The sequence below is a fragment of the Catellatospora aurea genome, assembly GCF_042663325.1.
Taxonomy (GTDB): domain Bacteria; phylum Actinomycetota; class Actinomycetes; order Mycobacteriales; family Micromonosporaceae; genus Catellatospora; species Catellatospora aurea.
Map to the genome: position 1 here is coordinate 111,294 of NZ_JBHTAC010000009.1, position 13,499 is coordinate 124,792.

14 protein-coding genes are annotated in these 13,499 nt (G+C 69.2%); 4 read left to right on the top strand and 10 right to left on the bottom strand.

Features of this window, described 5'->3' with window-relative positions; all coding sequences use genetic code 11:
• The first annotated feature begins 8 nt into the window (after window positions 1–8).
• The 4 genes from ACFQO7_RS11555 (at window position 9) to ACFQO7_RS11570 (ending at window position 3,414) form a co-directional block, all read left to right on the top strand.
• Window positions 9–1,436, top strand: coding sequence for a rhamnulokinase (locus ACFQO7_RS11555; protein WP_376806357.1), 1,428 nt, complete (start codon window positions 9–11; stop codon window positions 1,434–1,436).
• Between the two features lie 45 nt (window positions 1,437–1,481).
• Window positions 1,482–2,198, top strand: a complete 717-nt coding sequence (locus ACFQO7_RS11560) for a hypothetical protein (protein WP_376806358.1) — start codon at window positions 1,482–1,484, stop codon at window positions 2,196–2,198.
• Between the two features lie 83 nt (window positions 2,199–2,281).
• Window positions 2,282–2,794, top strand: coding sequence for a PH domain-containing protein (locus ACFQO7_RS11565; RefSeq protein ID WP_376806359.1), 513 nt, complete (start codon window positions 2,282–2,284; stop codon window positions 2,792–2,794).
• A gap of 47 nt (window positions 2,795–2,841) precedes the next feature.
• Window positions 2,842–3,414, top strand: coding sequence for a hypothetical protein (locus ACFQO7_RS11570; protein WP_376806360.1), 573 nt, complete (start codon window positions 2,842–2,844; stop codon window positions 3,412–3,414).
• A gap of 22 nt (window positions 3,415–3,436) precedes the next feature.
• Here the strand turns inward: ACFQO7_RS11570 and ACFQO7_RS11575 are convergent, their stop codons facing one another.
• The 10 genes from ACFQO7_RS11575 to ACFQO7_RS11620 all read right to left on the bottom strand — a co-directional run bounded on the left by ACFQO7_RS11575 (window position 3,437) and on the right by ACFQO7_RS11620 (window position 13,392).
• On the bottom strand, window positions 3,437–4,093 hold the full coding sequence (locus tag ACFQO7_RS11575) for a YdcF family protein (protein WP_376806361.1): 657 nt from the start codon (window positions 4,091–4,093) through the stop codon (window positions 3,437–3,439).
• Window positions 4,094–4,272: 179 nt separating this feature from the next.
• Window positions 4,273–4,641 (bottom strand): antibiotic biosynthesis monooxygenase family protein, encoded by a 369-nt coding sequence (locus ACFQO7_RS11580; protein ID WP_376806362.1) that lies wholly within the window; start codon window positions 4,639–4,641, stop codon window positions 4,273–4,275.
• 150 nt (window positions 4,642–4,791) lie between these two features.
• Entirely contained in the window at window positions 4,792–5,214 is a 423-nt protein-coding gene (locus ACFQO7_RS11585) for a hypothetical protein (protein WP_376806363.1), read from the bottom strand.
• A gap of 41 nt (window positions 5,215–5,255) precedes the next feature.
• Complete coding sequence (locus ACFQO7_RS11590) at window positions 5,256–5,789, bottom strand: suppressor of fused domain protein (RefSeq protein ID WP_376806364.1); 534 nt, start codon at window positions 5,787–5,789, stop codon at window positions 5,256–5,258.
• Window positions 5,790–5,945: 156 nt separating this feature from the next.
• A complete protein-coding gene (locus ACFQO7_RS11595; protein ID WP_376806365.1) occupies window positions 5,946–6,872 on the bottom strand; it encodes a TolB family protein in 927 nt (308 codons plus the stop codon).
• 13 nt (window positions 6,873–6,885) lie between these two features.
• Window positions 6,886–7,350 (bottom strand): SMI1/KNR4 family protein, encoded by a 465-nt coding sequence (locus ACFQO7_RS11600; protein WP_376806366.1) that lies wholly within the window; start codon window positions 7,348–7,350, stop codon window positions 6,886–6,888.
• 46 nt (window positions 7,351–7,396) lie between these two features.
• Entirely contained in the window at window positions 7,397–7,819 is a 423-nt protein-coding gene (locus ACFQO7_RS11605; RefSeq protein ID WP_376806367.1) for a PH domain-containing protein, read from the bottom strand.
• Between the two features lie 136 nt (window positions 7,820–7,955).
• Window positions 7,956–11,387 carry a ThuA domain-containing protein gene (locus ACFQO7_RS11610; RefSeq protein WP_376806368.1) on the bottom strand — a complete coding sequence of 1,144 codons (3,432 nt, stop codon included), beginning with the start codon at window positions 11,385–11,387 and terminating at the stop codon, window positions 7,956–7,958.
• Window positions 11,388–11,510: 123 nt separating this feature from the next.
• Complete coding sequence (locus ACFQO7_RS11615) at window positions 11,511–12,767, bottom strand: helix-turn-helix domain-containing protein (RefSeq protein WP_376806369.1); 1,257 nt, start codon at window positions 12,765–12,767, stop codon at window positions 11,511–11,513.
• 112 nt (window positions 12,768–12,879) lie between these two features.
• Entirely contained in the window at window positions 12,880–13,392 is a 513-nt protein-coding gene (locus tag ACFQO7_RS11620) for a hypothetical protein (RefSeq protein ID WP_376806370.1), read from the bottom strand.
• Between the last annotated feature and the right edge of the window lie 107 nt (window positions 13,393–13,499).

Sequence of the window (13,499 nt, forward strand, 5' to 3'; positions counted from 1 at the left end):
GCGCCCGAATGACCGCGGCCCGGGTCGCCGCCGTCGACCTCGGCGCGGCCAGCGGCCGGGTGATCGCCGCGCGGGTCGGCCCGGACCTGCTGGAACTGACCGAGGTCGCGCGGTTCGCCAACACCGCGGTACGCGCCGGCGGCACCCTGCACTGGGACGTGCTGAACCTGTACCGCAACATCCTCGACGGGCTGCGCGACGCCGGGCCGCTCGACTCGATCGGCATCGACTCGTGGGCCGTCGACTACGGCCTGCTCGACGCCGACGGGCGGCTGCTGGGCAACCCGGTGCACTACCGGGACTCGCGCACCGACGGGGTCATCGAGCGGGTGCTGCGGCAGGTGCCGCCGGAACGGCTGTACGCGACCACAGGACTGCAGCTGCAGCCGTTCAACACGCTGTTCCAGCTCGTCGCCGCGCGCGATACGGCGCAGCTCGCGGCGGCGCGGACACTGCTGCTGATGCCCGACCTGCTCGCGTACTGGCTGACCGGCGAGATCGGCGCGGAACGCACCAACGCCTCGACGACGCAACTGCTCGACGTGAACAGCGGCACGTGGGCGGCGGAGCTGGCCGGGCAGGTCGGCATTCCTGCGGCGATCCTGCCGCCGCTACGTGAGCCCGGCCAGGCAGTCGGCGTGCTGAACGCGGACACCGGACTCGGACCTGTGCAGGTCACCGCCGTGGCGTCACACGACACCGCGTCGGCGGTCGTCGGGGTGCCGGCGAGCGGCGAGCGGTTCGCGTACCTGTCCTGCGGCACGTGGTCGCTGGTCGGCGTCGAGCTGGACCGGCCCGTGCTCACCGAGCAGAGCCGGGCGGCGAACTTCACCAACGAGATCGGCGTCGACGGCACCGTCCGATACCTGCGCAATGTCATGGGTTTGTGGCTGCTGCAGGAGTGCCAGCGGGTCTGGGGAGACGACGATGTGGAGCCGCTGCTGCGGGCGGCGGCTCGGAGCCCTGCCTTCCGTGCCGTCATCGACCCCGACGATCCGTTGTTCCTGCCGCCGGGGGACATGCCCGCGCGGATCGCCGAAGCGTGCCGCCGGACCGGGCAGCCGGTGCCGGGCACACCGGCCGAGACGGTGCGCTGCATCCTCGACAGCCTCGCCCTAGCCCACCGGGCGGCGATCCTCGACGCCCAGCGGCTGTCCGGGCGGGAGGTCGACGTCGTGCACATCGTCGGCGGGGGAGCCCGCAACGAGCTGCTGTGCCGGCTCACCGCCGACGCGTGCGGGCTGCCGGTGCTCGCCGGGCCGGTCGAGGCGACCGCGCTCGGCAACATCCTGGTGCAGGCCCGCGCGCTCGGCGTGGTCGGCGGCGAGCTGGCGGACCTTCGGAAACTGATCCGCGACACGCAGCCGGTACGCCGGTTCGAACCGCAGGGCGACGATGCGGACTGGTCGGCGGCCGCGGCTCGCCTGAATCGCTGACCGCATACGATGCAACCTGACTTCAAGGCAGTGTGGGAAGCATGTGTGCACATCCTCGACGACCCGACCGGGCTGTCTGAACGCGCCCGAGACCTCCTGGCCCGGACCGGTTGGCGCAAACCGGAATCCAGCCCACGCCTGGCGACCGACTTTCACCGCGTGCCCGACCGGACGGGCAGCCTGATCCCGGCTCCGATGAAGCTCGTGATCCGTAGGGAAGGGTTCGCGGCCCGCTTCGGTGGGCTTCAATACGTGGTGCGCCAGAGCGTGCTCATGCCCGGCGGCGCTCGCGAGTTCCAGCATTGGTGGGACTTCGACCTGGGTGACTGGATGCGGCGCGACGTGCGGGGCTGGCACTTCGAATTCATCGGTGAGCACATCTCGTCACCGGTGGCCTATGCAGTGCACACCGACGGGCGGGTCGGGGTGACCGACGGCGGCCCGTTCCTGGAGATCGCGCCGTCGGTGTACCACCTCATCGAGAGCCATGCCGTTCTGGACCATCTCGCGTCCTGGCATCCTTGGCATCAACCCGCCGCCGGATCCGGCTGGGTGGCACTCGTCGACCACCTGGCGGCACAGTTGGACGGACTCGCCGAAGTGGCCGAGGCTTCGGGACCTTGTTCCCGTTGGCTCTTGGGCGAGAACGTCGCCATACGTGACACGATGAGTTACACCAGCGATGGACCGCGCACCCGTGGTGTCCGCGTGTGGGTACGCGGCGAGCACGGTCTCAGCCAGGTTCGGGCGGCGCTCGCGTAGGCCACGGCTGACATCCGGCGTAAGCCGGGCACCTGCCGCAAAATACGGCCGGGGCAGCAGCATCGGTGATCTACCGTGTGCCCATGCGAAAGAGCTGGCGCTCCCCGTTCTGGAACATCGTCCTGTGCCTGGTGATGTCGGTGATGGCGCTGACGTCGACCGCCAGCACCATCGGGTGCTTCGAGCAGCCGGGGGGATGGTGGGCGGGCATCGGCTTCGCGGTGATGACCGGCCTTCTGGTGGTGGGCGCGGTTCGGGCGTTGTTCGTCGGCGTATCGGCCGGTCCGCAGGGCATCACGGTTAGGGGCGTGACCAAGACGACGAGGATTGCCTGGAGTGAGATCTCGCAGATCACGCTGGGCGGTCTCAACTCTGCCGCACCGGGTGGCGCCGGGGCGTCAGCCCCGGTCGTGAGTCGGACGCGGCCCGGAAAGCCGGACCAGCGAGTCGAACTCAAGGAGCTCGGAAGTTACGGGATGTCGAGCGGGCCCAGCCTTACCGAACGAGCGGTTGCGGATCTCAACGCCTGCCTGGAGGCCTGGCGCGAGAGCAGCCGGACCGCCGAGCACCCGGATGCCGCACAACGCCGCTCCTAGACGCCCGGGTTGTGGCATCCGGGTATCGGCCCGCTGAGAATATGCGGATGAACGGTGAGCGGCGGGGCGTCATCCTGTATGGACAGGGGGCGGATGCGGTGGCGGAAGCGTTGCGCGAGCTTGATCCGCGGTACTGTCCGGTCGATGATGCAGCGCCGGTGTCGGGCCAGGTTCCCATCGTGCGGCGCGCGGACGGAGCCGAGGCAGACGACGCTCGCGCGGCGGCACGGGATGTGAAGTGGCAGGTAGTGGAGTTGTACCGGCCAGGGGATGAACGCGACCATGCCCATGACCCCCCGCTTTGGTTCAACACCACCAAGGTAGACCCCAGGACTATCGCGCGTGCCGTCCACCAGGCCGATCTCGTGATCTGGTACGAGATCATCAATCCCATCCAATGCACCACTGTTGACGGCGGGCCGATAGCGGACGACTACAGCAACGTCTCACTCATCGTGCCGGACGGGCATCGTGCAGTGGCGCACGCGGTCAGAGGAGCAACAGCGCCGGATTGTCTGCCACGCGATGCGGAGCGGGTGCTTACCTCGCATGACCTATGGGCACTCGCCCGGCTCCGAGAGATCGAGGTGTGCCCGGCCTGCACCCTTCGCCACGGGTGATAATCGCGGTCGACGTCGGTGACTACACCAGTCGGCTCGTGTACTCCGCTGCCACAAGACGAACAAATGCGGCTCTGACCTCGCTCGGAATCGGCTGAGCGATGGCGAACCCGCGTTCGGCGTACACCTCGATGCGTTGCGTGTCACCGACCAGCATGTCGACCACCTTCTTCGCATCGCCGATGCTCGCCACATAGTCGTCAAGCAAGAGCGGCCGCGACCGACAGACGACATCGACCTCGGGCCACACCTTCTTGCACGTCGCGTAAGCCCGCCGTTGCTGATACGGGCGCGACATCAGCAGCACCGATCGCGCCTCGATGCCTCTCTCCGCCAGCAGCGCACGGGAGAACCTGAGGTTCTGTTCGGTGTTCGTCGCCTTGGCGTCGATCAGGATGGCGTCCTCGGGCACCCCCTGCGCTATCGCGTAATCGCGGTAAGCCACTGCCTCGCCCTGCGGAAACCGTTCGATGGTCGTGGGCGCGTTCGCGCCGCTGAAGATCAACCGTGGGAACATTCCGTCGTTGAACAGCTCGACAGCCACGATCGCCACACCGAGGTCATGGCTGCCGAGGCCGATCCCTATATCGCATCGTCGAGCATCGTGGTGCATGTCGTGGTAATTCCACAGGGTCTTCACATCATCGCGGATGGCCTGCGGCAGGCGTGTCGCTGTCATGTGAACATCCCTCAGTCCGCCGTCGCCGTGCACGCGGCAGGGTTCAACCGGTGGCTGCCAACTTTGCCAAGCCCGGTTCTACCACGGCAGGGTGGCGCGCGCGGTGGACGGAATCGAAGGCTGATAGCCACTGGATGCTTTCGCGCTGAGTCAGCTGACCTCAGAGGGCTGCCGCTGCCCTATTCGGCAGCTCGTTCCGCATCCGCGCATGGGCTTGCGGTGAACTCGTACGCGCGCTCGACATACGCCACCTCGACGCGGTAACGCGCGAGCCACTTCTGCCGACCGAGCTGTTGTGCCAGCACATGCTCGGGGTTCTGTTTCCAGGCATGGATCGATTCGGCGTCGGTGTAGTAGATGACGACGAGGTCGCTGCCGTCCGGCAGGATCGCCGACTCCCGGCCCAGGTAGCCGGGCTGGGCTTCGGCCAGGGTGACCATCCGCTCGTTCATCGCGGCGTAGCCTTCGGGATCCGTTCCGCTCGGCGTGATCGTGAAGATGGCGACGTGGTACGGCGGCTCAGGCCGGGTCCAGTAAGGAGTGGTCACGGCTTATGGTAGTTGCCCGCCCGGTGAACTGGTCATCCGGGCGAACGTATCGAGTGAGCCGCGCTCGCGCGATCGCCGGACATCGTGACCTGCGCGGGCACTGTGCCCGGCCGTTCCGCATGACCGGCTCGAGGTGCGCCTACACCGACCTCACGACGCCGGAAGTTCTTCACGCTCGGTGATCATTCGCAGCCATCCCTCCAGGACGACGACGAATTCTTCGAGGTCGGAGGTGGTGTGGGAGGCTCGCTCGTGGTCCCAGTCGGGGTCGAGGACGACGATGCGGAAGCCGCAGTTGCGGTACCAACCGGCGTCGAGGTTGATCTCCCGAGCTTGCAGGCCGCCCTTGCGTGCCGCCTCCTGCTCGGTCAGCCACGGCGGTCGTGCGGTGCGCGCCCAATACAGATCCTCGGAGTCGTTGGCCTCGACTGTTCCATCCGGCAGCCGGCGGACCAGCAGCGTGTTGTAGACGACGTTCCAGCCCATGGGCACGCGCAGCGGCAGCAGACCCCAATCCGCGGTGATAGCTGCGGCCAGCGGGGATTGAGGCGGCAGCCGGAAGATCGCGTCCATGTGCCGAGAGCGTAGTCAGGGGCGCTGCTACCCGCCCGGCGTCAGCGGTTCGGGTCTGTCACGAGCATCGGCGAGCGGGTGCCAAGGTCGCTGAGCACCTCGGCCGTCGTGGTCGCCTTCATGCGGTCCAGTTCGTCGGCGGTTATCCCGACCACGGTCAGGAACCTCGCTGAACCGTGTGGTGAGTCGATCGTCGGCAGTTCCGGGTCGGCGGCGAAGGCGATGGCCCGGAGGCGGGTGGTGTCCTTGCCGGTGATCGGGCCGCCCGGGTCCATGCGATGATCCGCCGCGAAGGCCCTGCCGCTGGTGAACACGTAGTCGACCAGTCGCTCCAGCAGGCGAAGGGACCACGCGGGTGGCTGTTCGCCGTCCAGCGGAACGCGCATCGTCAGCTCGAAGCCCCAGCCGCTGACCTCCGGGTCGTCACTGTCCTTGGAGAAGAGCTCGGTCAGGCCGAACGTCACCAGCAGCCAGTGTGCTGCGCATCGGTACGCGCTCAGGCCGTACAGGCCCTGGCCAGGGAGTTTGTTCGAGCCCCAGTGGAGCGGGTTCCGATCAGCCGCCTTGGTGGCCACCGCGGCCTCGATGGCGTCCCATCCGGGAGCTTCGTCCGCAACCTCGCCCATGTTCTCTCCGTATCAGGCCGGGTGACTGCTACCCGGCCTGACCAGGGTAGATCATCCGTGAATCGTTGACCGGGTGCTGATGCTGTGTGCCAGCCGGTCGAGTGATCACAATGCGGTCGCAGATCGGTCAGCCCGAACGCGTTCGAACCGGTCCGGACGTCGATGCAGCCAGGTGCCGTCACCCAGCAGGTCGACGTCGTGGGGGTCGTTGACCTCCACCGCCCAGCGTCCGAGCACCTTCCCGGTGAAGGGCGACACGAGGTAGTGCTCATGCCAGTCCTCGTCAGCGTCTTCGTCGTATCCCGACAGCACGACCACCGCGGTCTGGCGGTCAAGAAATCCGCCGACCCACTCGATCATCGCCTCCTCGTCATCTCCGCCCATGCCGGTGAACGCGTCGAGTTCGACCTGGCACACGATGGATCCGTCGTACCGGTGGAATAAGGCGTTGGTCCCTCCCTGATGGTCCGTGGTCATGAACATCTGCCCGTCGGGAGACAACCCGCAGAACACCCGATCGATCCATCCGTAGTCATGTACCGCGATGATGCCGCCGTCGAGTCTGCAGCGCAGGACAGGGACTCCGTCCTGGCCCTCGCCGATTTCCACGAACATGGAACCGTCCGGATGCGGTGTGAATGAAGCGCCGTGCCCGGCGGTTCGGGTCAGATGCTCCGCCACCACCGTGCCGGTCGCGTCGTCGATGACCAGGATGCGGTCCTCACCCCGATCCAGCATCGCGTCCGGGCTGAACACCCACACCTGATCGCCGTCGTAGGAGAAGGCGCAGGAAACGTGTCCGCCGCCCGGCGACCCCGGTGCAGTGCTGATCCGGACCCGGCTGGTCACCGCGCCGTCACGGTCGAGCCGCACGAGTTCGCAGCGGTCGGCGTAGGCTACTCCCAGATCGCTCGGATGCGCGTCGAGCGACTCGTAGGGTGCGACGACCGCGATGGAGTGGACCGGATCGTCGGCGCGGTCGAAGTCGTACAGGTCGACTCGGTCGCGGCTGCGGAAGGGGATCACGCGCATCCGCTGACCCTAGCTAGTCGCGTCCGGCCCGTATGCCGTGCTGTGCGACGAACTCCAGGAAGTCCTCCGCGACGGGGGTCGGTTCATCGTCGTCGTGGTAGTAGAACCACACTTCTCCGCGACACCGGCCGTGTTCGACCGGGAAGCCCCAGAAGTCTCCGGTGCCCACAGGTGCCAGGGCGACGGCCGACCCGTCGGGGAACTCGGCCCGGCTCACGGTGACGATGTTGTCGCTGTCCTTGCCTGACCTGGCCGCACGGACGGGCAGCAGGTCGACGAAGCCGAACATGCCACCGCCGTACCGCTCCATGAACATCTTGTATTGCGCCGGCAGCGTCGCACCCAGGGCCCGCTCCGCCTCGGCGATTTCTTCCGGTGCCGCGGTCCGGCCCTCGATCAGCTTGAACCCGTCCACGTCGAAGGTCGCCGCGCGAGCGCGCAGGGGCTCGACGAGCCGGTCGAACTGTTCGAACTCCACGCCGTCAGGCTAGGCCAGTCCGGGTGCGCGGCCCAGTGGCAGCCGCTCAACGTCGCGCGTGCGATGCATCGTGCAGGTCGCGCAGCTGCTGGACAAGGTGCAGGTAGGCACCCCGGGACAGCATCGGCGCATACCTGTCTACGGCCGCGCCGGTCGGCTGCACGGTGCTCTTGACCACTCGGCCGTCAATGGTGTGGAAACGGATGTTCGCCCCGTACACTTCGCGAAGTCCGTCATCGACCTGGCGGATCTCGTCCCAGCGGAGTGCTGTGCTGCCCAGCAACCTTCGAATGCGTACACCGTCAGCCCCGACGTAGATGCCTTCGCGGGCTATCCGCCACATCCAGACCGTGACGATCCCGACGACCACGGGTAGCAGGACGGCTTCGCCGCGGCTGAGGTCGTACGTGATCGCCGCATAGATCGCGGACGCGGGCAGCATCACGGCCAACGGGTAGAAGGCGAACACCCGCCACTCGCGGTAGGGGCGTCGGTACCTGGGCATCCTGGCAGGATGCCGCAGTCGCCGATCTCGTGTCAAAGTCACTGTGCGGTGCCTGCGCCGGCGGCCTACCTCACGGCAGGCCGCCGACGCAGGGACCGCGTCAGTTCACGGTGATCACCACGCTGCCGGAGTGGGTCGCGCCGGCGCTGTCGGTCAGCGTCAGCCAGGCGGTGTAGGTGCCCTTGCGGCTGTAGACGTGGCTGGCCGTGGCGGCGTGCACGGTGGCCGTGTTGTCGCCGAAGCGCCATTCCCGGTCCACGATCGTGCGGCCGGGCGGGGCCGTGGACGTGCTGGTGAAGTTGACGGTGAGCGGTCCGGTCCCGGTGGTCGGGGTGGCCCCGACCGTCAGTGTCGCGCCGGTCTCGGCCTTGACGCCGCGCCCGTTGAACCGCAGCCAGTCCAGGGCCATGATGTCCGGGTCGCCGGTCTGCCCGGACTTGACGAACTTCAGGTACAGCGTGAACGTGCCGCCCGGGTTGGTCAGCGGCACGGTCGGCGAGATCACCGAGTCGTAGCTGCCGGTGACCGGGATGGTCGCCGTGCCCAGTAGCGCGCCGGTGGGCGAGCCGTTGCGGAACTCGATGGTCCCGCCGGTGCCCGCCGAGCTGGCCCCGACCACGACGCCGCTGATGTTCTGCAGGTTGACCGGCCCGATGTTGATCCAGTCCCCGTTGTCGATGTCGCCGATCCGGCGTCCGGCCTGTGCCGTGGCCCGGTCGAGCACGGTCACGCCGGAGGAGGCGTCGAAGTGCTCCGCCTCCATGCTGCGGGTCTGCAGCTCGACCTGTAGCGAGCCGACCAGCGCGGGCACCCCGGTAGCACCGGCGTCGGTGTACTGGGCGCTGATCAGCGTGAACAGGTTCGTGCCCGGCCCGTGCCCGTCACCGCCGCCGGACTCGGTGACCAGGGTGCCGGAGCAGCCGACGTAGTTGTCCAGCGGGTGGGCGTGCGAGTCGTGCCCGAGCAGCGTCTGCACCACGACCCGGTTGCAGTCGATGGTGGTGTCCTCCGGGTCGGTGACGGTCACGGTGTACGGGATGCGGTCGCCGAACTCGAAGAAGCCGCCCTGCGGCACGTTGATGGTGACGGTCGGGCGGGTGTTGCCGACGGTGATCTCGGTGCTGGCCACGGCGGTCAGCCCGGCCGCGCCGGTGACGGTCAGGCGGGCGCTGAACCGGCCCTTCGTGGTGTACGTGTAGGACGGGTTGGCGGCGGTGGAGTCGACGGTGCCGTTGCCGTCGAAGTCCCAGGCGTAGCCGGTCGCCCCGACGGAGCCGGCGCTGGAGAACGTGACGGCGAGCGGCGCGGGGCCGTTGTCCCGGCTCGCGGTGATCTTCGCGGTGGGCGGCACGCCGTTGGCCACGTAGTCGATGCGGTAGATGCCCGCGCCGTCGTTGGAGCCGCCGCGTCCGCTGCCGGACCCGGCCCCGAAGTCGATGACGTACAGCGACCCGTCGGGCCCGAACTCGGCCTCGAACGGCTGGATCCAGCTCATTCCGGCGAAGATTCCGTTGATGGACTGCAGCCCGCCGACGGTGGTCGGCCCGAAGCGCGGGTCGGTGAACGTCTGCGCGGTCTTGTGCAGCGACAGGGTCTTCCACCACTGCCTGGTCAGCTCGTAGACGATCCACTTGCCCTCGAAGTATTCGGGGAACTTCGAGATGCGGGGGTTGGCGGGGTCGTAGTCGTAGACGGGGCCGCTCATCGGGCCGCCGCCGCCGGTGCCGACCTCGGGGAACTGCGCCGAGGCGGAGTAGGCGTACCAGACCAGGGCGGGGCGGGCGGCGGGCAGGGTGGTCAGGCCGGTGTTGTTGGGGGAGTTGTTGACCGGGGCCGCGCAGTTGAACTTCGCCCCGGACGTGCTGGTGGCGAAGTTGTAGTCGTTGAAGGCGATGTTGTTGCCGATGCAGTACGGCCAGCCGTAGTTGCCGGCGCTGGTGACCCGGTTGAACTCCACGGTGCCCTCGGGGCCGCGGTTGGCGTTGGCGGCGGTGGCGTCGGGGCCGTAGTCGGCGACCAGGACCGCGTTGGTGAGCGGGTCGACGGTGATGCGGAACGGGTTCCGGAAGCCCATCGCGTACACCTCGGCCCTGGTCTTGGCCGTGCCCGGCGCGAACAGGTTGCCGGACGGGACGGTGTAGGTGCCGTCGGCCTGCGGGCGGATGCGCAGGATCTTGCCGCGCAGGTCGTTGGTGTTGCCGGAGGTGCCCTGGGCGTCGAACGCGCGCCGCCCGGACCGCTCGTCGATGGGGGTGTAGCCGCTGGACTCGAACGGGTCGGTGTTGTCGCCGATCGCGGCGTACAGGTTGCCGTCCTTGCCCATGGCGATGGAGCCGCCCATGTGCGAGTTGGCGCGGGCCTCGCCGCGCAGCGTCGGGATGGTCAGCAGCCGTTTCTCGGAGCTGAGCGCGATCGTCGAGCCGGTGACGGTGAACCGGGACAGGTTGAGCTGGTTCAGTGTCTTGTCCGACCACAGCAGATACAGCCAGTTGTTGGTGGCGAAGTTGTTGTCCAGGGTCAGGCCGAGCAGGCCGTCGGACTGGCTGGTCTGGGCCGGGGTGTACGCGAAGTCGATCAGCGTGGTGACGGCGAGGGTGGCCTGGTCGACGACCTTCACCGCGCCGGTGCGCTGGATGTAGAAGACGCGCCGGTCGGGGGCGACGGCCAGTTCGAACGGGTCGGCGAGGTCCTGGTCGACCAGGGGCACGCGCTGGAACTGGCCGTTCTGGGTGGCGCTGCAGTCACCGGCGACCGCGCCCGCGGCCCACTCGATGCCCCAGCGCAGGTGCTCCAGGAACAGGGTGTTGCTGAACGCGGAACTGCTGTGCCCGCCCGCGGTGAACCAGGACCGGCCGCCGTCGTAGTTCTGGCACCAGGAGTACGCGTGGTCGACGCCCTCGTCCAGGCCGGAGATGCCGTCACGGACCTTGATCTGGGCGAGGGTGTGCACCCGGCCGGTGGGATTGGTTTTCCAGTTGTACCACTCCTCGTTGTGTTCCCACAGCTCAGGAAGGTTGCGGGTGGACGGGTGCGCGCGGTCGAGGACCTTGATCCGCCCGGGGTACACCCCGCCGGTCGCGCTGAAGTCCGGGTGGTAGTCGAAGATCGTGCCGACCAGGCCGTCGTACCAGGCCCAGTCGCGCTCGCTGGCCGACGCGGCGTGCAGGCCCGCCCAGCCGCCGCCGGCGCGGATGAAGTTCTGCAGGGCGAGCCGCTGCGACGCGTTGAGCAGCGCCCCGGAGGCGGGCGTCGAGTTGGTGTTGTTGAAGATCAGCGCGTCGAACCGGGCGAGGTTGGCGTCGGTGAACGCGGCGGCGTCGGTGGTCGCCTCGACCTCGAAGTTGTGCGCGGCTCCGAGCTGCTGGATCGCGGCGATGCCGGCGGGGATCGAGTCGTGGTAGAAGTTCGTGATCTTGGAGAAGACCAGCACCCGGAACCGGGGTGCGGCGGAGGCGGGTCCGGCGACCGAGGTCGACAGGACCAGGGCGGCGAGCGTGACGATGGCAGGCAGGATGGTGCGACGGCGTCTCATACGGGCGCTCCCGGATGGGGGACGGACAGGATGGAAAGCGCTTGCTGGTCGCCGAAGGTGGCCATCGTAAATTGGTGACAGCGAATGCGTCAATGGGTGGGGCGGGGCCTGCCGGACGGTGGTTCAGGAAGCGGGCTGGTGCGGGGCCTCGGCGATGGTTCGCCAGATCTCGGCCGCCAGGTCGATGTTGGCCGCCTCGTGTGCCTGCCGGGCCAGGTCGCGCAGGTTCGCCAGGGCGGTGGCGGACTCGCCCCGGCGCAGCAGGAGCTGATTGCGCAGCAGGTGCAGCCGGACCCGGTCGCGGAAGGTCAGCAGGTGCTCGGTCGGTTCCAGACCCGCGCTGGCCGCCTCGGCCGCCTCGTCCCGTCCCTGCTGGTACGCCAGCTGGGCGCTGAGCAGCAGGAACTCCTGGTTGTGCAGTGGTGTGCCGACCAGCGCGACGGCGGGGCGCACCTCGTCCAGCCGCGCGGCGGCCTCCTCGACCTGGCGGGGCGTCATCTGCAGGCACAGCGACGCCGCCGCGAGCCGCAGCCGCAGCCAGAGGACCAGGTCGTCGTGGCTGTCGAGCCGGTGCAGTGCCTGGTGCAGCAGCTCCAGCGCGGCCGCGTCGTCGCCCTGGCGGATGCGGACCGTCGCGGCGGTCCACAGCGCCTCGACCGGCAGCGTGCCGGTCCGGTCGGCGGTCAGCGCGCGCAGGTCGTCGGCGTGGGCGCGGGCGTCGGGCAGCCGCCCCAGCTCGGCCTCGACCGAGATCAGCGTCAGCAGGGTCCGGGCGGCGTCGTCGGCGGGCACGGGGTGCTCGTCGGCCAGGGCCAAGGCCTGCTGGGCCACGGCGTACGCGGCGGGGATCTCGCCGAGCGAGCGGTGGCACAGTGCGAGCCGGTTGCGGGCGCGCACCCTCAGCTCGGGGTCGCCGATGTCGTCGCCGAGGGCGACCAGCCGGTGCAGCACGGCCAGCGCCTCGGTGCGCTCCAGCCGCCGGGTGTGGATCTCGGCGAGCAGCCACAGCGCGTGCCAGCGGCTGCCCGCGTCGGCGGCGTTGGCCTCGGCCAGGGCCTGGCGCAGCGCGGGGACCGCGTCGTCGGGCCGGGGCGCGGAGGCGGCCTTGGCCACGACCTCGCCCAGGCCCTGCGGCGGCGCGACGGCGAACGCGTCCGCCGGCACGCCCAGCCGCTCGGCCAGCAGCTTGATCACTTTCGCGGTCGGCGGGCGCTGGCCCGACTCCAGCCGGGACAGGTACGCCGTGGACAGGGCGGTGCCGACCAGCTCGGCCTGGGACAGGCCACGCTGTTGGCGCAGGGCGCGCAGTTGCCGCCCGAAGGCGGGCTGATCGGGCACGGCGCTCTCGGCCCGCCCCTGGTCGGGCCGCTGGTCAGGCATGCCCCCATGCTGCGCAACTTGCCAAGTTTTGGCAAGTCCGCGTCGCAGCGGCGTCACGGCCGCCCACCGAGGACCCCCCGTGGGTCCCCGGTGGGCCGGGCCTGTGCCGGGGTCACTGCCGCTGCACCTGGTAGGCGACCCCCGCCTGGGCGTCGCCGATCGGCATGATGATCACGGACAGGTCGGCCGCGTCCGCGGGCAGGCTCAGCTCGACCGACGACACCGTCGGCCGGGCCGTGTCGCAGGTGGGCAGCTCCTCGATCTTGGATACGCCGCCGATGGCGAAGTGCGCGTACAGGGTGCCGGTGCCGACGCAGTACACGGTCAGCCGGTAGTTGCCCTTGGTGAAGGTCGTGCGGCTCTCGTCGCGCATCACCATCGCCTGCACGCGGCCGTTGTCGTCGACGACGGTCGGCCGGGCGCCGGCCCGGATCACCGTCGTCGGGCCCTGGACGTTGGCCTCGTCGGCGGCGGCCACGTAGCGCGGCAGCTCGGGGCTGATCGCGGGGTTGGCGGTCGGCGACGCCGTCGACGCCGGGGCGGCCCCGCTGTCGCCGGTGCAGCCCGCCAGGCCGAAGGCGGCGGCCAGGGCCAGCGCGCCGAGCCGCTGGTTTGTCGTTGTCATGTCGTCCTCCGGGAAGGGTGGTCCGGTGGGCGCGTGGGTCGCCACCGGACCACAGATTTGCTGACCGGCACCCACTCTGAGCTGCCGTTGCGAGTGCTCAACCTAAA